20 protein-coding genes are annotated in these 19,667 nt (G+C 66.8%); 12 read left to right on the top strand and 8 right to left on the bottom strand.

All coding sequences use genetic code 11. The annotated features are described in order from the left end of the window. The first annotated feature begins 34 nt into the window (after window positions 1-34). The 3 genes from AL3_RS15540 (at window position 35) to AL3_RS15530 (ending at window position 3,163) form a co-directional block, all read left to right on the top strand. The gene (locus AL3_RS15540) at window positions 35-1,753 is read left to right on the top strand and encodes an alpha-glucosidase (protein WP_066302741.1); all 1,719 of its coding nucleotides are present in this window, start codon (window positions 35-37) and stop codon (window positions 1,751-1,753) included. Between the two features lie 42 nt (window positions 1,754-1,795). Continuing rightward, window positions 1,796-2,629, top strand: a complete 834-nt coding sequence (locus AL3_RS15535) for an aldo/keto reductase (protein WP_066302806.1) — start codon at window positions 1,796-1,798, stop codon at window positions 2,627-2,629. Between the two features lie 63 nt (window positions 2,630-2,692). Next, on the top strand, window positions 2,693-3,163 hold the full coding sequence (locus AL3_RS15530) for a DoxX family protein (protein WP_066302739.1): 471 nt from the start codon (window positions 2,693-2,695) through the stop codon (window positions 3,161-3,163). Between the two features lie 61 nt (window positions 3,164-3,224). Here the strand turns inward: AL3_RS15530 and AL3_RS15525 are convergent, their stop codons facing one another. After that, window positions 3,225-4,463 (bottom strand): cobalamin-independent methionine synthase II family protein, encoded by a 1,239-nt coding sequence (locus tag AL3_RS15525; RefSeq protein WP_066302737.1) that lies wholly within the window; start codon window positions 4,461-4,463, stop codon window positions 3,225-3,227. A gap of 392 nt (window positions 4,464-4,855) precedes the next feature. Here AL3_RS15525 and AL3_RS18530 point away from each other — a divergent pair, with 392 nt between their 5' ends. From AL3_RS18530 to AL3_RS15515, 3 genes are all read left to right on the top strand, one after another. Next, complete coding sequence (locus AL3_RS18530) at window positions 4,856-5,020, top strand: hypothetical protein (RefSeq protein WP_157075272.1); 165 nt, start codon at window positions 4,856-4,858, stop codon at window positions 5,018-5,020. A gap of 121 nt (window positions 5,021-5,141) precedes the next feature. Next, complete coding sequence (locus AL3_RS15520; protein ID WP_246168391.1) at window positions 5,142-5,909, top strand: DUF427 domain-containing protein; 768 nt, start codon at window positions 5,142-5,144, stop codon at window positions 5,907-5,909. 142 nt (window positions 5,910-6,051) lie between these two features. After that, entirely contained in the window at window positions 6,052-6,381 is a 330-nt protein-coding gene (locus AL3_RS15515) for a hypothetical protein (protein WP_151723871.1), read from the top strand. Between the two features lie 98 nt (window positions 6,382-6,479). Here the strand turns inward: AL3_RS15515 and AL3_RS15510 are convergent, their stop codons facing one another. The 4 genes from AL3_RS15510 to AL3_RS15495 all read right to left on the bottom strand — a co-directional run bounded on the left by AL3_RS15510 (window position 6,480) and on the right by AL3_RS15495 (window position 11,793). Beyond that, the gene (locus tag AL3_RS15510; protein ID WP_066302730.1) at window positions 6,480-7,751 is read right to left on the bottom strand and encodes a DUF5979 domain-containing protein; all 1,272 of its coding nucleotides are present in this window, start codon (window positions 7,749-7,751) and stop codon (window positions 6,480-6,482) included. 57 nt (window positions 7,752-7,808) lie between these two features. Next, a complete protein-coding gene (locus tag AL3_RS15505; protein WP_066302728.1) occupies window positions 7,809-9,611 on the bottom strand; it encodes a thioester domain-containing protein in 1,803 nt (600 codons plus the stop codon). A 159-nt stretch (window positions 9,612-9,770) separates the two neighbouring features. Further along, window positions 9,771-10,415, bottom strand: coding sequence for a response regulator (locus tag AL3_RS15500; protein WP_066302725.1), 645 nt, complete (start codon window positions 10,413-10,415; stop codon window positions 9,771-9,773). After that, window positions 10,408-11,793: a sensor histidine kinase gene (locus AL3_RS15495; protein ID WP_083521813.1), complete on the bottom strand. Its 1,386-nt coding sequence runs from the start codon at window positions 11,791-11,793 to the stop codon at window positions 10,408-10,410. The genes AL3_RS15500 and AL3_RS15495 overlap by 8 nt, the downstream gene beginning before the upstream one ends. 191 nt (window positions 11,794-11,984) lie before the next feature. Here AL3_RS15495 and AL3_RS15490 point away from each other — a divergent pair, with 191 nt between their 5' ends. Continuing rightward, window positions 11,985-13,064 carry an ABC transporter permease gene (locus AL3_RS15490; protein WP_066302719.1) on the top strand — a complete coding sequence of 360 codons (1,080 nt, stop codon included), beginning with the start codon at window positions 11,985-11,987 and terminating at the stop codon, window positions 13,062-13,064. Between the two features lie 53 nt (window positions 13,065-13,117). After that, the gene (locus AL3_RS15485; protein WP_066302717.1) at window positions 13,118-13,819 is read left to right on the top strand and encodes an ABC transporter ATP-binding protein; all 702 of its coding nucleotides are present in this window, start codon (window positions 13,118-13,120) and stop codon (window positions 13,817-13,819) included. On the opposite strand, the gene AL3_RS15480 is transcribed toward AL3_RS15485, so the two are convergent. Further along, window positions 13,816-14,361, bottom strand: coding sequence for a GNAT family N-acetyltransferase (locus AL3_RS15480; protein ID WP_066302715.1), 546 nt, complete (start codon window positions 14,359-14,361; stop codon window positions 13,816-13,818). The genes AL3_RS15485 and AL3_RS15480 overlap by 4 nt on opposite strands. Window positions 14,362-14,519: 158 nt before the next feature. Between AL3_RS15480 and AL3_RS15475 the strand changes: the two genes are divergently transcribed. After that, on the top strand, window positions 14,520-14,750 hold the full coding sequence (locus AL3_RS15475) for a hypothetical protein (RefSeq protein ID WP_066302714.1): 231 nt from the start codon (window positions 14,520-14,522) through the stop codon (window positions 14,748-14,750). Here the strand turns inward: AL3_RS15475 and AL3_RS18685 are convergent, their stop codons facing one another. Both AL3_RS18685 and AL3_RS15465 read right to left on the bottom strand, forming a co-directional pair. Next, complete coding sequence (locus AL3_RS18685; RefSeq protein WP_169795758.1) at window positions 14,751-15,149, bottom strand: MarR family winged helix-turn-helix transcriptional regulator; 399 nt, start codon at window positions 15,147-15,149, stop codon at window positions 14,751-14,753. Window positions 15,150-15,178: 29 nt separating this feature from the next. Further along, entirely contained in the window at window positions 15,179-16,222 is a 1,044-nt protein-coding gene (locus AL3_RS15465; protein ID WP_151723869.1) for an alpha/beta hydrolase family protein, read from the bottom strand. A 456-nt stretch (window positions 16,223-16,678) separates the two neighbouring features. Between AL3_RS15465 and fepB the strand changes: the two genes are divergently transcribed. Genes fepB through AL3_RS15450 form a run of 3 tightly spaced genes read left to right on the top strand, consistent with a single transcriptional unit; the run spans window position 16,679 to window position 19,667 of the window. Next, window positions 16,679-17,557, top strand: coding sequence for a Fe2+-enterobactin ABC transporter substrate-binding protein (gene fepB, locus AL3_RS15460; RefSeq protein ID WP_066302710.1), 879 nt, complete (start codon window positions 16,679-16,681; stop codon window positions 17,555-17,557). A 44-nt stretch (window positions 17,558-17,601) separates the two neighbouring features. Beyond that, on the top strand, window positions 17,602-18,621 hold the full coding sequence (locus AL3_RS15455) for a FecCD family ABC transporter permease (protein ID WP_066302708.1): 1,020 nt from the start codon (window positions 17,602-17,604) through the stop codon (window positions 18,619-18,621). Beyond that, the gene (locus tag AL3_RS15450; protein WP_066302706.1) at window positions 18,618-19,667 is read left to right on the top strand and encodes a FecCD family ABC transporter permease; all 1,050 of its coding nucleotides are present in this window, start codon (window positions 18,618-18,620) and stop codon (window positions 19,665-19,667) included. Before AL3_RS15455 ends, AL3_RS15450 begins: the two co-directional genes overlap by 4 nt.

The raw sequence follows: 19,667 nt of genomic DNA, 5'->3' as shown, positions 1-19,667 counted from the left end.
GACTCCCACGCACTGCCTGTGAGAGGAGCCAGCCATGAGCGAACCGCACGAGCCCGCGTGGTGGACCAGCGCCGTCGTCTATCAGATCTATCCGCGCAGTTTCGCGGATGGATCCGGCGACGGCGTTGGCGACCTCAAAGGCATCCTCGCGCACCTGGACTATCTGCAGGAGCTGGGCGTGGACGTCATCTGGCTCTCCCCGGTCCATGAGTCACCACAGCGGGACAACGGCTACGACATTTCCAACTACCGGCGGATCGACAGGCTGTTTGGCACCGAAGCGGACTTCGACGAGCTGCTGGGCCAGATGCACGTCCGGGGCCTGAAGCTGGTGATGGACCTGGTGGTGAACCACACCTCCAGCGAGCACCCGGTTTTCGCGCAGGCGCGGCAGTCCCGAGACAACCCGTACCGGGACTACTTCTGGTGGCGGGACGCGCGGCCCGGCTTCGAGCCGGGTGAGCCCGGCGCCGAACCGAACAACTGGGGATCACATTTCGGCGGCCCGGCCTGGACCTTCGAACCGGAAACCGGGCAGTACTACCTGCACCTGTTCACCCCGCACCAGCCGGACCTGAACTGGGAGAACCCGCACGTCCGGAACGAGGTTTATGAAACCATGCGCTGGTGGCTGGACCGCGGAGTCGACGGATTCCGGATGGATGTCATCAACTTCATTTCCAAAGACCTCGCCCTGCCGGACGGCCTGGTGGAACCGGGCAGCATCTGGGGCGACGGGGCACCGTACTTCACCAACGGCCCGCGGATCCACGAGTTCCTGCAGGAAATGCGGCGGGAGGTCTTCAGCGGGCGCGACGGCGATTTCCTCACCGTCGGCGAAACCCCCGGAGCCACCGTGGACCAGGCCCTGCTGTACACCGACCCCTACCGGGCCGAGCTGGACATGGTCTTCCAGTTCGAACACGTGAACATAGACCAGATCGGCGGCCGGAAATGGAACTACCGCCCGCTCAGCCTGCCGGACCTGAAGACGTCCTGGAACCGCTGGCAGCGCGGCCTGGCCGACCGCGGCTGGAACAGCCTGTATCTGAGCAACCATGACCAGCCACGGCATCTCTCCCGGTTCGGCGACGACGGCGCGTACCGCTACGAATCCGCTACCCTGTGGGCAACGCTGCTGCACCTGCAGCGGGGCACACCCTACGTGTACCAGGGCGAAGAAATCGGCATGACCAACGCCGGCTACACCTCGATCAGCCAGTACCAGGATGTGGAATCGCTGAACTTCTACGCCGAGGCCACTGCCCAGGGCATCCAGCCGGAAGAAGCGCTGGAGGCCCTGCGGGCGATGAGCCGGGACAACGCGCGCACACCCATGCAGTGGACCGCCGGCCCGAATGCCGGGTTCACGGCGGGCGAGCCCTGGCTGCAGGTCAACCCGAATTATCGGCAGATCAATTCGGAGGCAGACCGGGCCGCGGAGAAATCGGTCTTCCGGTACTACCAGGACCTGATCCGGCTGCGGCATACCCAGGACGTGGTGGTGCTGGGCGGCTTCCAGCTGGAGGACGCCGATCATCCGCACCTGTTTGCTTTCCGCCGCATGCTGGGAGACACCGAGTGGCTGGTGCTGGCCAATGTCTCCCACGGCGACCTGGAGCTGCCCCCGGATCTTTCGGTCGCCGGGGAACTGGTTCTGGGCAACTACGCAGGCCCGGGCGAAGCCAATGTCCTCCGGCCCTGGGAAGCCAGGGTCCTGGATGTTTCTGTAGTCGGCGGCCGGGTTGGCTAGGGTTGCAGCATTGCCAGGAATCCTGCAGTGAAAGGACGGACCATGCCCAACTCCACCGCTCCCACGATCACGCTCCGCAACGGACTTGAGCTGCCGGCCATCGGGATGGGCACGTGGCCCATGGATGATGCCCAAACGGCCGGGGCCGTCGCAGCCGCCGTCGACGCAGGTTACCGGCTCTTTGATACCGCGGAGAATTACGGCAACGAAGCGGGGGTCGGCGAAGGGCTGCGGCGCAGCGGCATTGCCCGCTCCGAAGTGGTCATCACCACCAAGTTCAACAAGCGCTGGCACAGCCGCGAAGGTGTCCGCCAGGCGTTCTCTGCCTCTGCGGCGAAGCTCGGCACCGAGTACATCGACCTGCTGCTGGTGCACTGGCCCAATCCGGACCAGGACCGGTTCGTTGAGGCGGTGCAGGGCATCGCCGATCTGCTGGCCGAAGGCCTGGTGCGCGGCATCGGGGTTTCCAACTTCAAGCCTGCCCATCTGGAACGCCTCGCCGAGGCCGGACTTATTCCGGACCTGAACCAGATCCAGGTGGACCCCCGGCACATCCGCGAAGCCTCGCGCCAGGCCAACACCCGGCTGGGGATCATCACCGAGTCCTGGAGCCCGCTCGGCCGGGACGGCGGCCTGCTGCAGGACCCAGTGGTCACCGCTTTGGCGGAAAAGTATGGGCGGACCCCGGGCCAGATCGTGCTGCGCTGGCACGTGCAGCAGGGCCTGGTGCCGATCCCCAAGGCCTCCTCCCGGGCGCATCTGGAGGAAAACCTGGCCGTCTTCGACTTCTCCCTGGAAGCCAGTGAGCTCGCGGGCCTTACCGCCCTGGATACCGGGGACGCCGGCATCCTGGATTCGGACTCCTTCGGGCACTAGATCTTGGCCGGAAACATCTGCGGCGGGGTTTCCCTGCCGGATCGTCCCTGTTAGCGTCGGGAAATGTCTCCGAGCCCTGTGCGAAGTGCCCTCACCGAACCCGCCCCCAAATCCTCCCGCCGGCGGCGGGCTGCCGCCGTCGCCCTGGGCCTGTTCCTGGTCTTTGCCGGGACCAGCCATCTCAGCTTCGCCCGCGGCGAGTTCCGGGCGCAGGTGCCGGGCTGGGTCCCGCTGGATGAGGACACCGTGGTGCTGCTTTCGGGTATTGCCGAAATCGGGCTGGGCGCTGCGCTGGCCGCGCTGCCCAGCCGGAGGGTTCCGACAGGTCTGGCTGCCGCCGCGTTTTTCATCGCCATTTTCCCGGGCAACATTTCGCAGTACGTCACCGGCACAGATGCTTTTGGACTGGACTCGGACCAGGCACGGCTGATCCGGCTGTTCTTTCAACCACTGCTGGTGATTTGGGCACTCTGGTCCACCGGCGCGTGGCGGGCGCTGCGGGCTGCGTTCCGCGCGCGGAGCACCACCCGGTAACTGACGACGGCGGTGCCGGCACCTCCACATGGAAGGTCCGGCACCGCCGTCGTTAGCGGACCTACACCCGCGAGAACAGCCGCTCGGACGCCAGCCGTGCACCCTGGCCCAGGGACTCGAGCTTGGCGGCGGCGATCTGCGGATGCAGGCGCCCGCCAAGCCCGCAGTCGGTCCCGGCGATCACGTTCTCCGGGCCCACCAGGGACGCGAACCGTTCGATGCGCTGCGCCACCAGTTCCGGATGCTCCACCACGTTCGTGGCATGGGACACAACCCCGGGAATCAGCAGCTTGCCCTCCGGAAGTGCGGTGTCCTGCCAGACCGTCCACTCATGCTCATGCCGGACGTTGCCGGCTTCGAAGGAGTACGCACCGGCATTGATGGACAGCACCAGGTCCACGATGTGGCGGAATTCGATGTCCGTGGTGTGCGGACCGTGCCAGGAACCCCAACAGACGTGGAACCGCACCTGCTCCTCCGGCAGCCCGCGCAGCGCATAGTTCAGCGCCTCGACGCGGATCTGCGTGAATCTCCGGTAGTCCTCCACGCTGGGTTCCGGGTTGATCTGGTCCCAGTTCTCCGCGATGGACGGGTCGTCAATCTGCACCACCAGGCCAGCGCCGACAATCGCCTGGTATTCCTCCCGCAGCACGTCCGCCCACGCGTAGATGAACTCTTCCTCCGTGGCGTAGTACTCGTTGCCGATCCGGCTGGCTGATCCAGGGGAAAGCGCGGTCAGGAAACCGGTGGAGGCTCCGGCAGCCTCCAGGCCGGCCTTGAGGTTCGCGATATCGGAGGCAATCGCCTCCTGCCCCGTGTAGCTGAGCGGTCCGGTCGCCGACGGGAACGCCGTCGCGTTCTTACCGATCTGGATTCCGCTGGACGGGTCCTGGTACGCCTGCGCGAACTCCGTCCAGTCCCTCCGGTCCGCGAAGGACGTCAGCCGGACGTTCCCCGGTTCGCTGCGGACCGGCTCGGCCAGGATGGGGTTGAATTCGGTCAGCTCCAAGCCGGCTGTGCGCTGGAAACTGTAGGTCCACCAGGCACCGTAGTCGACGTCGTAGGACATGGCCTTGCCGTATTCCCCGTCGCCGGGAATCGTGATTCCGGCGTCGGTCTGGCGCTGGACCAGGTTAACGACGGCGTCGGTAAGCAAGCCTTCGAACTCCGGTGTGCGTTCCAGGGTGAAACCGTCCCCACTGAACCGGCGGGCCGCGTTGGCCGCGATAAGCTCCGGTGTGCGCGGCAGGGACCCCGCCTGCGTGGCCTGGATCTGGTCATGGTTGTGCTTGAGCGTCATTGGCTCTTTCCTTTCCATCGTTCCTGCCATTAGCACCTTTCCGGACAGGAAATGTCCGGGGGAAGCTGCAGCGTCACGGAGGCAGGTCTCTCGGCTGCTCTTGATGGTGTGGTTTAGGGCTCTAATCCACCGGCAGCGCGGGTGCGCCCCTTCCACGGCCGCAATGGCCGAGCACCAAGCAGAAGGGCTGGTAACAGCATGCATGCTGAGCAGCGATTTGGCGAACGCCACACGGGCACGTGTGCAACACCACCGCGAACAATCCCGTGTTTGTGATCCGGGTTATGCAAGGGCCCTCCTGCGGTCCGTAGCATTTTTAAGGAGGGATAGCGGCAGGCCACCTGGGCCGGCTGCCAAGACCCCCAAAACCCACGGCCATAGAAAGGAGGACCATGTTCCAGTCACGGTCCACTCACGGAACCACCAACCGGACGACCGCCCTCCTCACCGGAATCGCCGTCGCTTCAGCCCTCGTGGCAGGCGGTGTCACCGCTGTTGAGATGAACTTCGAATCCGCTCCGACCGTCGCCGCGGCCGAATCGGCCGCCACGGCCTAGGGCCGGACCCACACCAGCCGCAGCCGGTTCGGCAAGGTTTCCGGGGGACCTTGCCGGCGGCGGCGGGCAGGTAGACCATCGAGTTATGGCACTGCAGTTAAGCCCGGCATGGTGGCAGCTGATGCCACAGATGAGATTTGAACCCACCCCCCGGCGGGTCCGCGCACAGCTGGGCACCGATACGGTGCTCGACACCATGGACGCCATGCTGGTCTATGAACCGCGGCGGATCACCCCGGTCTTCGCGGTCCCCGCAGAGGACCTGGCCGCTGAACTGGTTCCAGCGGCCCCTGCCGATGGACCGGCACCCGCGCCCGTTATGGACCCGCACTTTCCCTTCTCTGTGCACACTGCGGACGGCAGCGCCTTTGACGTAGTGGCTTCCCGCAGGTCTCTGCCGGGGGCTGCCTTCCGGCCGGAGGATCCGGACCTCGGCGGGCGTGTCCTGCTGGATTTCGCTGCTTTTGACCGCTGGCTGGAAGAGGACCAGGAGATCAAGGGGCATCCCCGGGATCCGTTCCACCGGGTAGATGCCCGTGAGTCCTCCCGGAGTTCCCGTGTGCAGCTGGACGGACTGGTGCTGGCAGAAACCACGCATCCCCTGTTCGTTTACGAGACCATGGTGCCGGTGCGCACCTATTATCCGCGCGAAGACGTGGACTGGTCCCTCCTGGAATCCTCTGCCCACCAGAGTGTCTGCCCGTATAAGGGCTCCGCGGCCTACTGGTCGGTGACCGGGCGGCCGGAGGGCAGGAATCTCGCCTGGTCCTACGAAACCGTGCTGCCGGACTCGGCGCAGCTGAAAGACCATGTGTCCTTCTACGACGAGCGCACCGAGGTGTACGTGGACGGTGAGCTGCGGGAAATCGCCTCGCTCTTCCGTTTCTAGTCCGCTTCCGGTTCGGGGACTTCCCGCTGACCCGCCACAGGGCTGCAGGCAATTTAGCCTGCGGCCCTTCTTGCTGCCCGGCGGCGGTGGAAGAATCAGGGCAAGACGGCGGACACGGCACGATGTGCAGGAGCTGACGAACATGGCTGCAACCCAGCGGACCCCTGGAGCCGGGCCAAACTACGGCAATGTCCCCGTCATCGCCTCCGGCATCATCGCCGGTTTTGTGGCGGTGACGACGGCGGTGGTCTCCACGGGCGGTGCCACGAACGAGTTCCGCTGGGAGCTGGGTTTGGCTGCCGGCTGCATCGCCTTCATTGTCTGCCTGCTGACGTTCCTGCTCATGATCATCGCCGCCAAGCCCAACCCGGAATCCCTGGGACGGGGTTCCGGGGTGAACCGCAGGTTCGGAGCGGTTCCCGGGGCCGAGGACAAGGATCCGGAAGGTCCGGGCGGAAACGCTCCGCGCTAGCCGGCAGCCCGGACCGGGCAGGGCCGCAGCGCCGCCAGCCCCTCACACCAGGCAAAACCGGGAACCGGCACCGCCGGTTCCCGGTTCCTGTCTGCTGCCTAGTTCCGGCTGCCCCTGCGCCGGTTTGCTGCGGCCACGCTTATCCCGCCGGCCGCAAGCAGGACCGCACCGAGCGCCAGGAACTCCCCCGCGCCCTCAAGGCCCGTGGACGGCAACCTCTTTTTACCCGGATGGTAAGGGTTCGGAGTGGGGCCGGGGCCGGGGCCCACGGACGAGGTGTAGGTATTCACCACCCGCAGTTCGGACGTTTGCGCGGCGGCAATGACCGCCGGATCGGGAATGCTGGTGCTCACGTCCAGACCGGTGACGGCGCCGGAGTCCGTCTCCGTGACAGCGCATTCCGTCCCCGGCGGCAGGTCCCCGTACGTTTCCGAGACCTCACCTGTGGTCCCCGCGCTGACTGTGAAGGAGTTCTCCAGGACCGCCTCCCCCTCCAGCGTGCAACGGACCTCAAGGGTTACCTCACCCTGCTCTCCCGCGGCGGCGCCGGCGATCTCCTTGGTGACCACCAGTGCTCCCCGGTCGAAGGAGTAGGTGTTGGTTACGGTGGCCCCCGCCTCGCCGCCGGCCGGTACGGTGAAGGGTGCGGGAAGGTCAGTGCTGACCACAATGCCTGGGATGCTGCCGTCCACAAGCTCCGATACCGAGCAGGTTGCTCCTGCCGGAACGTTCAGGTATCTGCCAAACACATCCGAGGTGACCTGCGCGGGAGCCTGGAAGGTCTCCTGGAACACGGGGGCGCCGCCGAGCGTGCAGGTGACTTCAACTTCCACCGCGTCCTGGCTGCCTGCGGCCGGTCCGGCGAAGGACTTCGTCACCGTGATTATTCCGGGTTTCTCCGTGTAAGTATCAGTCACGGTGGCAGTACTGCTCCCACCCGCCGGGATGGTCACTGTGTCAGGAAGATCGACGCTCACCGCGACCTGGCTGGTCTCGCCGGTTGCGGATTCGGTGACGGCGCAGGCACTTCCCGCCGGAATCCCGGAGAACGTCTGCGTGGTTGTTTCCGTGGTCCCGGCAGGAATGGTGACGGCCTGGCTGAACGTAGTCTCGTCGTCGAGCCGGCAGAGAATGTCCACTTCAACTTCCCCCTGCTGACCTGCCGCCGCCCCCGCGATTTCCTTGCTCACCGCCAGGGATCCCGGGTTCAGGGTGTAGGTGTCAGTGAACGTCACTTCCGCCCCGTCACCGGCCGGGATCGTGACCGTGCCGGTGGCTGGAACTGAAACGGTGACGACGCCGACGGCTGTGCTGGCACCGTTGGCAGTTTCGGTGAGGCAGCAGGAGGAGCAAGGACAGCGCGAGCGCAATCAGGCTTCTTACCAGCCCCAGCCGGGCACGATGCTGCGGAGTCTTCTGAATTCCACTCATTTTCTGGCTCCCTTACGCAGGTTGGCAGCGGTTACGCCGAGGCCGCCGGAAAGCAGCAGCCCGGTGCCGAGGAGGAGTAAACCGCCGGCGCCTTCTACTCCGGTGTTTGGCAGCTGCCGTTCCCCGTAGTCGAAATGCGTCCGCTTGACCTTGGTGAACTCATACGTATTGGTCAGGGCCGTCTCCACTGCCGCGCCCGCCGGGATGGTCACGCTTCCACCTCCGGTGACCCTGGCCAGGATGCTGGCGGTGGAACCGTCGGCTGTTTCGGTGATGCTGCAGTTTGAACCGGCCGGAAGATCAGGGAATTCGGTGACCAGAGAACCGGCCGCACCGGCAGGAATCAGAATGGTTTCGTCCAGAACGGTGTTGCCGTCGGAGGTGCAGACGACGGCGATCCGGATCTCCCCCTGCGCACCGGCTGCTGTCCCGGTAATGGATTTGCTGACCAGCAGCGTCCCCGGTGCGAAGTCATAGCTGTCCGTGACCGCGGCTGCCGCGGTGGCGTCTGCTGTAATGGCCACGGGCTCAGGCAGCCCGGTCGTCACCAGAACGCTCTGCGTGGCGCCGTTCACGGGTTCGGTGATGGTGCACGTGGACCCTGCGCGGATACCGGTAAATGTCTCAGTGACACTGCCGGTGGTCCCGGCGGGGACAGTGAAGTCGAACTGGACCCCGGGGCCGCAGTCGATATTGATCAGCACGTCGCCTTGGCTCCCGGCAGCCGGTCCACCGATCGACTTCGTGACGGCCAATGCCCCCACTGCGTAGAAGGACACCGTGGCGTCCGCGTTGGCGGTCAGCTCCCGGGTGGCCGCCAGGATGAGTTTCTGGGCGGCGGTCGTTTCGGGGGTGGCGCCGTCGTACAGGTACACGTTGCCGGTCTGCACGGTGACCACTGCGCGTGCGGAAACACCTCCCGGACCGGTTCCGCCCGAATCACTGCGCACCCAGAACTGGCTGCCGCTGGCAACCGGATTGACCACGGGTACGGTTCCCGCCGCGTCCGAGTACACCGTGTACCCGGCATCCGCGGTGAGAGTGATCTCCGCGGCATCCTCGGCAGTCGCTGTAAAGGGACCGGCCGCCCCGCCGATCGGCGCTTCAGCGAGTGCCGGTGTAATGGAGATATCCGGCGCATCGGGTTCGGTCAGGGCCCCTGCCGCGATCGTGTCATTGACGATCGCCGTCACGGCAGCGGCCAACGGGTCGGCCGGGTTGATGACATAGCCGTCCGTGAAGAACCAGATGGCGGTCTGGACCGCTGCTGCCTTTTGGTCATCCGTCAGCCCCGTGGGAAGGTCGGTCTGCGGGTAGTACGTGTTCAGGAGACGGTTCACGTAGCCGATATTGGGTACGTTGCCCTCATCCCACGTGCCGTTCACATATCCCAGGCCGACCCGGGTCTCTGTCCGCAGGTCTATGCAGTACATCTGCGCCGTATTGGTTCCGAGGATGTCCGTGGTGTTGATGATCCCCGCGAAGGACACGTTGTCAGTCACATAACCCGGCGGAATGGTGGTGGGATAACTGTCGATCGGCCAGGTCTGGCCGGCTGGAGGCAAAGCTCCCTGCACTGCCTGCCCTTCACCCGTGGACGTGATCACGATGTCCGTGTTTGCGGAGTACTGCGGGTCATCAACCGGGGCCTCGCTCCCGAGCTCGGCGTGGGCGGGGCCGGCCAGCGGGAGTCCCAGCAGCAGCAGAGCAACCAGGATTCCCAGCAGGGTTGCTGCCCGCAGCCCCTTCCTGTGCTGGGGCGAACATACGGGTACAGCATGAGACACGTGGAAGCTCATAGGGAATCCCTCAAACAGTAGGTGCGGTCCAAAGCTTTCCGGCAGTGACCCCCGGATGAGTAGGAACGGTATGCACCACGAAAGAGGCCCGCCAGAGCGGAGCTGCTAATCAAGGACTATGAGGCGAAAAAAGTCTGGCCGCGGAATCCGGCCGGCAGGCTAACCGCGGATGATCCGCCGTTCGCGGGCGACCGAAATAGCCGCGGTGCGGTTATCCACGCCCAGCTTTTCGTAGATGTGCACCAGGTGGGTCTTGACCGTGGCTTCGCTGATGAACATCGTCCGGGAGATGGACCGGTTGGACATCCCGGTGGCCAGCAGTTCCAGCAGCTCAATTTCGCGGCTGCTGAGTGAAGGTTCGGGGTTGCGCAGCCTGCCCATCAGGCGGGCGGCGACCTCCGGGGCCAGTGCGGTCTGTCCGGCGGCAGCCGATCGGACGGCGTTCCGGATCTGCTCCGGCGGCGCGTCCTTGAGCATGTAACCGCTGGCCCCGGCTTCCACCGCGGCGAGGATGTCTGCGTCGGTGTCATAGGTGGTCAGCACCAGCACGGGAAGCTCCGGATCCGTTTCCTTGATCCGCCGGGTCGCAGTGACCCCGTCCATGCCCGGCCCCATCTGCAGGTCCATCAGCACCAGGTCCACGGGCTGGCCAAGGGCCTTCTCCTTCTCCAGCATCCGGAGAGCTTCATCTCCGTCGCCAGCCTCCGCCGCAACGGACACACCCTCGAAACCCGAGAGCATCGCCCGGAGCCCGGACCGCACCACCGGATGGTCATCGACCAGCAGCACCCGCAGTTCACTCATGGTTCCGTCCCCCTGCCGTGGATCCTGTGTCCGGCAACGCGGTGCGCACCGGTTCGTTGCCCCCGCCGGGCGATTCAGTGCCGGTGCCGCCGGCCGCTTCGTTGCCGGTCCCGGTGCCGGTGTGCAGCGGGAGCCGGATGCCCAGGACCGTTCCTTCGCCGGGAGCCGATTCCAGGTCCATGCTCCCGCCGAGCGCAGTGACCCGGTCCCGGATGGAGATCAGCCCGTAGCCGGTGCCGTCCGGCCGGGGCTGGTCCCGGGCCGGAACACCCTCGGGGTCAAAACCGCGGCCGTTATCGAAAATATCCAGTGTCACATGCTGCCCCACGAAGGCCAGGGTAACCACCGCGGCGGAGGCCCCCGCATGCCGCAGGACATTCGCCAGCGCTGACTGCACCGCCCGGAGGATCGCCACCTCGTAAGGGGCGGGCAGCTGCACCGGGCTTCCCTCCAGCCTGAACCGGCATTCCAACGCCTGTCCCTGCGCGGCAGCCTGGTCCTGTACCGCCGCGCAGGCCCGCAGCAGACGGTCCGGAAGTGACCCGGCGTCGTTCTGCGGAGTCCGCAGGTCCCGGACAAAACGCCGGGCTTCCGCAAGGTTTTCCGCGGCAGTGGATTCAACCGTCCGCAGCCGCTCCCGCACGGAGTCCAGTTCCCCGGCGCCCAGTGAATCCTGCGCGGACCGGCTGACCAGCACAATGCTGGCCAGCCCCTGGGCCAGGGTGTCGTGGATTTCCCGCGCCAGCCGTTCCCGTTCGGCCAGGACGCCCTGCTCCCGCTGGCTGCGCGCCAGTTCCGTCCGCGTGCGGTGCAGTTCGTCCAGTGCCCGCCGCTGGTTGGTCACTTCGGTATAGAGGGCCTGATAGGCCATACCCATGATGACGGCGAATCCGGCGCCGATCGCCGGCCCCAGCAGCATGGCCGCATGGAAAGTGCCGGCGTGCGCCCACTGGGCGGCGACCACCGCCGCCGTCGTTGCACTCACGGCGAGGACGGCGGACCGGACGGACAATAGCCGCAGCTCCAGGAAGAACAGGGGGAAGGCCAGCCAGGAGAAGTCCGGGCTCAGCACCATCAGCACGCCCCACAACCCGGTGACTACGGCCAGCCAGGCCAGACCGTGCCGTTCGGGATCGAACCTGCCTGATCTCCGGGTGCCTTCGGAGGCCCGTTTCTCCGCGACGGTGCCGGTGATGTAGACGGCGGCGAGGACCGCTGACAGGAACAGCGCCGCGTAGGTGGTCCAGGACACGGGCGCCATCAGCAGCAGCCGCACCACCGCAACGCCGAGCAGCAGCGCGAATCCCACATGGAGGGCAAGGCGCAGGACCTGCAGGATGCGTTCGCCGGCCTGCGACCGGCCGGACTCGGCGGACATATCCGCCAGCCTAGCCATCCTCCACAGGCGCCGCATCAACCGTTTGGTTGACCGGTGCTTCAACCAAACGGTTCCGTGGAACCGCCCGCCCAGCCGATGCCGGAGCGCCCGGCGGACAGGAGAGTGGATAAGGAGGGAATAGCCAAGTTGCACCCCCGACGAAGAACAACGGAACAACGAAGGAAATACCCATGTATCTGGCCCTGCGAGAGATCCGCTTTGCGAAAGGCCGCTTCGCCCTGATGGGCACGGTCGTCGCCCTCATCAGCTTCCTGCTGGTTATGCTGTCCGGCCTCACCGCCGGCCTGGCCGACCAGTCCACGTCCAGCATCAAGGAGCTGCACGCCGATGAGGTGGTGTTCGGCGCCCCCGCCGGCACCGAGCCCAAGGCGTCCTTCACTGAATCCCAGGTCAGTCCCGAGCAGCTGCAGGAATGGCAGCAGGCTCCCGGCGTGAGCGGTGCTGAAGCACTGGGTATCGCCCAGGGCCGGATCCAGTCCGGCGGAACAGCTTCCGCGGCGCTGTTCGGTGCGAACCCGGGCGGCGGCCTGGCGCCGGAGGGCGTCGCTGCCGGAAAGATCGTGGTGAGCCAGCAGCTCGCCGATGACCTCAGCCTGGAGCCCGGAACCACGGCCACCGTCAACGGTCAGTCCCTGACCGTCGCGGGGGTTATCGAAGACCAGTGGTACAGCCACACTCCGGTGGCCTGGACCGCGATTGAGGATTGGAAGGACTTCGCCCACGTCGAGCCCGATGTTGCCGGCACTGTCCTGACCGTGAACTACGACGGCGGAAGCCGGGACAGCGACGCGCTTGACGCTGCTAACGCGGCCGCAGGAACCACCAGCCTGACCCGCTCCTCGAGCCTGTCGGCACTGCCGGCCTACTCCTCGGAGAACGGATCCCTGCTGATGATGCAGGCCTTCCTGTACGGCATCTCTGCGCTGGTGATCGTGGCGTTCCTGACTGTCTGGACGCTGCAGCGGACCCGTGACATTGCCGTGCTGCGTGCCCTGGGCGGGACCAAGTCCTACGTCCTGCGCGACGCACTGGTGCAGGCCGCCGTCATTCTGGCCGGCGGGACCGTAGCCGGCGGGCTGCTGGGTGCCGGAGCCGGCGCACTGGCCGCCCAGGTGGCGCCCTTCGCCGCGACTGCCGCTACGACGGTACTGCCGGTGGCCGGTGTCTTCCTCCTCGGGCTTGCGGGTGCGGCCATTGCCGTGCGCCGTGTAACCCGGGTGGACCCGCTGCTCGCCCTGGGCGGGAACTAGCCCGGCAGTCCCAGGCCACACCCCACACGATTCAAGCGACTGACAGGATCACCATGAACACCCAAACCACTCCCCTGCTCCTCAAGAACGTCACCCTGGAATACCCCGACGGCCAGGACAACACGATTAAGGCCCTGGACCACGTCAGCCTGACAGCGGAGCGCGGCACGGTCACCGGCCTGGCCGGTCCCTCCGGCTCCGGCAAGTCCAGTCTGCTGGCCGTGGCCGCAACGCTGATCGAAGCCACCTCAGGAACGGTGCTGGTCAACGGGTCCGACGTCGCCGGCCTGGCGGACGCCGAGCGGTCCAGGCTGCGTCGGGAAGAGATTGGCATCGTCTTCCAGCAGCCGAACCTCCTTCCGGCGCTGACCGCGCAGGAACAGCTGGTGGCAGTGGCGCACCTCCGTGGGGAACACACCCGGCCGGCAGAGGAACGGGCCGCGGAACTGCTCGACGTCGTCGGGCTGTCCGGTCAGCTGGGAAAGCGTCCGCACCAGCTTTCCGGCGGCCAGCGGCAGCGCGTGAACATTGCCAGGGCCCTGATGGGGCACCCGTCCCTGCTGCTGGTGGATGAGCCCACCGCAGCTCTGGATCATGAGCGCTCCGCCTCGATCATGAAACTGCTGCGGCAGGTCACGCTGGAGTTCAACCTGGCCACCGTGCTGGTGACCCACGACGTCGAGTTCCTGCCGCTGATGGATTCGGTGGCCCGGATGCGGGATGGGAAACTGACGCTGCCTGCCGCCGTGGCCTAACCGGCCGGGCTGACGAATAGTTCGCAGATGGTGTTGTAGTACCGGTCGGTCTGTCCGGCGTGGTCCAAACCGATCCGCCGGCAGACCTGCTGGGAAGCGGTGTTTTCCGGATTCGTCACGGCCACAACCCGCTCCATCCCGGAAGCCAGTGCCATCTTCAGGACAGCGGCCGCGGCCTCCGTGGCATAGCCGTGGCCCCAGAAATCCGGATGGAGGTGCCAGCCAATCTCGGTGACGCCGGAGGGCAGCAGCGGCAGCTCGCCGGAGGCAGGGATGGATTTGAGCAGAAGGGTGCCGACCAGCTGGCTGCCTGTCTGATGCTCACCGGCCGTCCGCTCAACCGCCCAGATGCCATGCACGGGATCGTCGAGGTTTTTCCACCGTTCCACCATGGCCAGGGCCTCGGCCAGGTCCGGCAGAACCCGCGGCACCTTCCCGAGATAACGCTGCACCTCCCAGCGGGAATACATGTCATACACGAAGTCCGCATCCCCGGAAGCCCAGGGACGCAGACGGAGACGTTCCGTGGACAGGGTCTGCATCTGGACAGTCTAAACCCGTGCTGTCCGGGGACTCGGCAGGGCTTCCTGGCACCGGTTGCCGCGCCTGCCAGGCGGGAATGCTGGCGGGCACCCTGCCGTTGAATACATGTAGGCCGCGGCCGGCGATCCCGGCCGCAGGACAGGACAGGAAGGTGCACATGCTGACGCTCAACCAGAACGTGATCGACTTCGTCCGGCGCCACGGGCGCGTCCAGCCGCAGGAAATTGCGGAGGAGTTCGATCTCGGCGGTGTGCAGACCCTGAGGGTGCTCACCGATTTGGAGGAGATGGGGGTGCTCCGGCTGATCGAAGGCGGGGACGGTGTCTACGCTGTTCCGAACGGCGGCCAGTCGCTCTGCGATCCGTTCACCGGCACCTGCAGCATCTAATCAGCCCACCGACTTGGAGACGTGCGCCAGCCAGCGGGCCACTGTCTCCAGTTCCTGGGCGCTGAACCCGTCCGTCACCAGGGTATTGAGGTCGGTGACGGCTGTCCGGACGTCCTCCATCGCCGCCGCACCCCCAGGTGCAAGAGAAATCCGGATAGTACGCCGGTCCTCCTGATCGGAGACGCGGGTGATGAGTCCGGCCTTCTCCATCCGGGCCAAAAGTCCGCTGGTCCCGGCAGCCGAGCCGTGCAGGGCTTCAGCCACCTCCCCGGTGGCCGCGGCCGGATGGGCTGCCACATGGAAAAGGACTCCGGCTGCTGCGGCGCTGATCCCCCGGGTGCTCCCCCGTCGGCTGATCCAGCGGCCCAGGCGGCGCTCTGCTTCAAGGAGGAGGAACACCAAACGGGGAGGTTTTTCCTGGTCCGGTCTCACTTTCCGGCAACCCCTGCCGTGGCCGCGAGCCACGCGGCGGCATCCGGCCAGAGCGACGCACCGGGCCCCCGCCGGAAATATCCCATGTGCCCGATTGCAGTGACGCCGGCATCTGCCGGGGCGTAGGTCCGGGTCTGCACCCGGGCGTTCACCAGCTGGCGGGCAATCACTCCGATTTGCTCCGGGGTCGCCCACGGATCGCCGTCCAAACCGACGCACAGGACATTGGTCCGCACGCGCGCCGTCCGCTCCCTGGCATGCATGGTCGGATCATCAAAGAAGTAACCCGGAGTCCGGGACCATTTGCTCCATTCGAGCATGGCGGCGGCCGGCATGTCCTCCCCCAGCCCTAGCTTCCGGCCGGGCACATACCCCAGCATGCGGGCCGCGCCCGGGCCCAGGACCCGCAGGATGAGTTCCACCCGGGCGCGTTCTGCCCGGTTCGGGATCATCGCCGTCACCCCGGCATGGGATGCGACGGTCATAAAGCCGCGGAGCCCCTCGGTCCCGTTGTTCAAGGCCAGGGCATGCCCGCCCAAGCTGTGCCCGACGGCGACGTGCGGCACGTCCGTGAAACGTTCCCGCATCCACGCCGCAGCGGCCGGGACGTCGTCGTCCATCCAGTCGCGCATGCGGAGCCTGCGGTTATCCCTGGCGGTGCCGGAGGCTCCGGTGCCCCGGTAATCGTAGGACAGGACAGCGAACCCGGCTGCCGCCAGATACTTGGCAAAACCGCTGTACAGCCGCTCCGGAACAGCCGTGGCCGGGTGGATGGTGACTGCCGCGCGGGGCAGCCGCGGGCCGGGCTTGCCTGGGCCGGAGTTGTCCGGGCCGGGCTGGGCTCGGCCAGGCTGTGTTGGGCCGGAGTCGTCTGGGCCGGAGTTGTCTGGGCCGGAGTTGTCTGGGCCGGAGTTGTCCGGGCCGGGCGTGCGCAGTGTCCCGCTGATGGTCCCCGCCCGCACCCCAATGCGCACCCGCTCCGACCGAACCGCTGGGACATCTGCTGGGACGACCGCTGGGACTGCGTCAATATTTCGCATGCGAACCATCCTGGACCGAACCTGCCGCCAGCACAATAGGCTGAGCCGCGGCCACGCTCCGGTTTGTGCAATTCGCTCCGATCCGCGGCGGCAGCGAAGTCCCAAAGCGGATGATTTAGCCCAAACCGGAGCGTTTCACGGACGCCGGCGTTCCCGCGCAGGCCCTCCGAGTGCGGATTTGCCCCAGCCGGGACGATTAGCCCACAGTAACGTTGCGTAATTCACTGGAGCTTAGGTTAGGCTAACCAGTGCTGCGGCGCAGATGCCGCCAGCGCTAACCACTTACCGCCGTCCGCGTCCGTGGCGGCGTGCACTTTAGGAGCACGTCTTGCGTCTTCCCCTGCCTAAAAAGGCCCTGGCACTCACCGCCACAGCGGTTATGGCCCTCACCCTCGGAGCCTGCAGCAACGGTTCCGCCGAGGCCGAATCCACCGAGAGCGCTGCCGCCACCGCGCAATGGCCCCGCACCATCGTGCACGAGCAGGCGAGACCGTCATCGACGCCAAGCCGGAGAACATTGTCTCCACCTCACTTTCGGTCACCGGCACCCTGCTGGCCATTGATGCCCCCGTGACTTCCACCTCCGTCAGCACCGCCCGCAGCGGCACCGCGGACGAGAACGGTTTCTTCACCCAGTGGGCTGACGTGGCTGTGGAACGCGGCGTCGAGCCCCTCTACACGATCGGCGAGCTGGACCTCGAAGCCGTCATCGCCGAGGACCCGGACCTGATTGTTGTCTCCACCTCCGGCGCCGACTCGGTGCTGGACCAGTACGACGCGCTGAGCGAGATCGCCCCGACCATCGTGGTCAACTACGGCGACCAGACCTGGCAGGACCTGGCCGAGGAGCTTGGCGAAGCCACCGGCCTCGAGGAGAAGGCTGCTTCCGTCGTCGAAGAGTTCGACGCTTCCGTCGCCGAGACCGCCGAAGCCATGGCCATCGAAGCGGGCACCACCGCCTCGATCGTCAGCTTCAACGCCGGGGACGTCTCCCCGGTCGGTAAGAGCACCGGCCCGCACTCCCAGCTGGTCACCGCCCTGGGCTTCACCGTCGTGGACCCGGACGAGCAGTTCGACACCTCCACCCAGAAGCGCGAAGACTTCGCCTTCACCTCGTACGAGGGCCTGTCCGCCTCCGTGACCGGTGACTACACCTTCCTGATCAGCTCCACCGAAGCCACGGTGGAGGCCTTCACCGGCGATCCGACCCTGGCCAACCTGCCCTCAGTGCAGGCCGGACAGGTGTACTCGATGGGCCCGGAGTCCTTCCGCCTCGATTACTTCAGCGCCAGCGACATCATCGACTGGTTCAGCACCTCCTTCGCGGCCAAGTAGCCGGCGCCAGCGGCCACCAACGCAGAAACAGGGAATCGCAGCACGTGTTCCAAACCCCGCGCAAGCAGCACCGGCAGGCAAGTGCCTGGGCCCTCGGCCTGGCCCTGCTGGTGCTGCTGGCGTTTGCCAGCTTTGCCTCCGGCTCGCGAACCATTCCCCTGGCCGATACCTGGGCGGCCCTGACCGCCTTTGACCCGTCCCAGGACACCCACCTGCTGGTCCGGGAGCTGCGCCTGCCGCGTACTTTCCTGGCCATCACGGTCGGCGCCGCCCTGGGCCTGGCCGGAGCCCTGATGCAGGCGCTGACCCGCAACCCGCTGGCCGAACCGGGCCTGCTGGGCGTCAACGCCGGCGCTGCCCTCGCCGTCGCCATCGGCCTGGGCTTCTTCAACATGAGGTCCCCGTACCAGTACATGTGGCTGGGTTTTGCGGGCGCGGCCGCCACCTCCGTGCTGGTTTACCTGCTGGGACGGGCGCACGACGCCGGCACCAACCCGGTGCGCCTGGTCCTGGCCGGTGCCGGGCTCTCCGTGATGCTGATCGCGGGCACCAAGATCATCCTGATCGGCGGGCCGGACGAAACCATCACCGCCTACGCGGCCTGGGCCTCCGGCTCCCTCCAGGGCCGCGGCTACGATGTGCTCCCCTGGGTCCTCGGCGCGTGCCTGCTCGCCGTGCTGATGGCATTGCCGCTCTCCCGGAGCCTGGACTCCATGTCACTCGGCGCTGACCTGGGCCGGACCCTGGGCGTGCGGATCCGCACCACCTGGATCTTTGGCGCCCTCGCCATCCTCATCCTGGCCGGCGCCGCCACCGCCGCCGCCGGTCCCATCGCCTTCCTCGGCCTCGCCGCGCCGCACATCGCCCGGATGATCACCGGTCCAACCCACCGCCGGCTGCTGCCGCTGTCCATGCTCCTCGGCGCGCTCCTGCTCCTCTTCGCCGACGTGGTTGGCCGGGTTATTGCCGCGCCCGCCGAAATCGGTGCCGGCGTCATGAGCGCCTTGGTTGGCGCTCCCTTCTTCATCGCCTTGGCCCGGCGGCGGAAGCTGGCAAAGCTGTGAGCGCCCTCAAGACCGGACCGGCCCGCACCCGCACACTGGCTCTGGGTCCGGTGCGGCTGCGCTACCGCCGCCGGACCCTGGTGACCGGCGCCATCCTGGCAGCCGCCGCCGTCGTGCTTGGCATTGCCGGTATGCAGACCGGCACGATCGCGCTGGCGTTCGGCGATGTGCTGGGTGCCGTCTTCGGTCAGGGAGAGAACAAAACCCTGAAGGTTGTGCAGAAAATCCGCCTGCCGCGCACCGTCACTGCCCTGGGCGTTGGTGCCTGCCTCGGCGCGGCCGGCGCCACCTTCCAATCGATTTCCCGCAACGCCCTGGGCTCGCCGGACATCATCGGCTTCACCACCGGTGCCGCCACCGGAGCGGTGGCGCAGATCGTGCTGTTCGACGCCGGCCCGGGCGCCACCGCCCTCGCGGCGATCGCAGGCGGGCTGCTGGCAGCCGGCGTTGTCTACCTGCTTTCACTCAGCGGCGGGGTGACCGGCGGCTACCGGCTGGTGCTGATCGGCATCGGGGTCGGTGCCATGCTCGCCGCCGTGAACACCATCCTGCTGGCCAAAGGAGATTCCGATCTGGCCGCGGAGGCGCACCTCTGGCTCTCCGGTTCCCTGGCCGCACGGAACTGGGGCCATGCCGTTCCGGTGCTGATCGCCGTCGCGCTCCTGCTGCCGGTGCTGCTGGGACTGTCCCGGAACCTGAACCAGATGGAAATGGGCGACGACGCCGCCCGCGCGCTGGGCATCCGGACCGAACGCACCCGGATCATCGCCATGGCCGCCGCAGTTGGGCTCACGGCCGTGGCAACGGCGGCCGCCGGCCCGATCGTTTTCGTCGCCCTCGCCGCACCCCAGCTCGCCTCCCGGCTGACCCGCTCCCCCGGCGTCCACATCGGCACCGGCGCCCTGATGGGCGCTGTGCTGGTGGCAGGTTCGGACTTGCTCTCACAGCGGCTGCCCATCCAGGCGGCCATTCCGATCGGTCTGATGACCGGGCTGGTCGGCGGCGTGTACCTGCTTTGGCTCCTGACCCGCAGCAAGCAGGTCTGA

The organism is Arthrobacter luteolus NBRC 107841 (genome assembly GCF_001552075.1).
GTDB classification, from domain to species: domain Bacteria; phylum Actinomycetota; class Actinomycetes; order Actinomycetales; family Micrococcaceae; genus Arthrobacter_B; species Arthrobacter_B luteolus.
This window is presented reverse-complemented; position numbering and strand designations above follow the sequence as displayed.

Bases quoted from the DNA above. Each gene is read 5' to 3' on its own strand.
- AL3_RS15540 (WP_066302741.1), top strand. From the start codon at position 35: ATGAGCGAACCGCACGAGCCCGCGTGGTGGACCAGCGCCGTCGTCTAT.
- AL3_RS15535 (WP_066302806.1), top strand. From the start codon at position 1,796: ATGCCCAACTCCACCGCTCCCACGATCACGCTCCGCAACGGACTTGAG.
- AL3_RS15530 (WP_066302739.1), top strand. From the start codon at position 2,693: ATGTCTCCGAGCCCTGTGCGAAGTGCCCTCACCGAACCCGCCCCCAAA.
- AL3_RS15525 (WP_066302737.1), bottom strand. From the start codon at position 4,463: ATGACGCTCAAGCACAACCATGACCAGATCCAGGCCACGCAGGCGGGG.
- AL3_RS18530 (WP_157075272.1), top strand. From the start codon at position 4,856: ATGTTCCAGTCACGGTCCACTCACGGAACCACCAACCGGACGACCGCC.
- AL3_RS15520 (WP_246168391.1), top strand. From the start codon at position 5,142: ATGCCACAGATGAGATTTGAACCCACCCCCCGGCGGGTCCGCGCACAG.
- AL3_RS15515 (WP_151723871.1), top strand. From the start codon at position 6,052: ATGGCTGCAACCCAGCGGACCCCTGGAGCCGGGCCAAACTACGGCAAT.
- AL3_RS15505 (WP_066302728.1), bottom strand. From the start codon at position 9,611: ATGAGCTTCCACGTGTCTCATGCTGTACCCGTATGTTCGCCCCAGCAC.
- AL3_RS15500 (WP_066302725.1), bottom strand. From the start codon at position 10,415: ATGAGTGAACTGCGGGTGCTGCTGGTCGATGACCATCCGGTGGTGCGG.
- AL3_RS15495 (WP_083521813.1), bottom strand. From the start codon at position 11,793: ATGTCCGCCGAGTCCGGCCGGTCGCAGGCCGGCGAACGCATCCTGCAG.
- AL3_RS15490 (WP_066302719.1), top strand. From the start codon at position 11,985: ATGTATCTGGCCCTGCGAGAGATCCGCTTTGCGAAAGGCCGCTTCGCC.
- AL3_RS15485 (WP_066302717.1), top strand. From the start codon at position 13,118: ATGAACACCCAAACCACTCCCCTGCTCCTCAAGAACGTCACCCTGGAA.
- AL3_RS15480 (WP_066302715.1), bottom strand. From the start codon at position 14,361: ATGCAGACCCTGTCCACGGAACGTCTCCGTCTGCGTCCCTGGGCTTCC.
- AL3_RS15475 (WP_066302714.1), top strand. From the start codon at position 14,520: ATGCTGACGCTCAACCAGAACGTGATCGACTTCGTCCGGCGCCACGGG.
- AL3_RS15465 (WP_151723869.1), bottom strand. From the start codon at position 16,222: ATGCGAAATATTGACGCAGTCCCAGCGGTCGTCCCAGCAGATGTCCCA.
- fepB (WP_066302710.1), top strand. From the start codon at position 16,679: ATGGCCCCGCACCATCGTGCACGAGCAGGCGAGACCGTCATCGACGCC.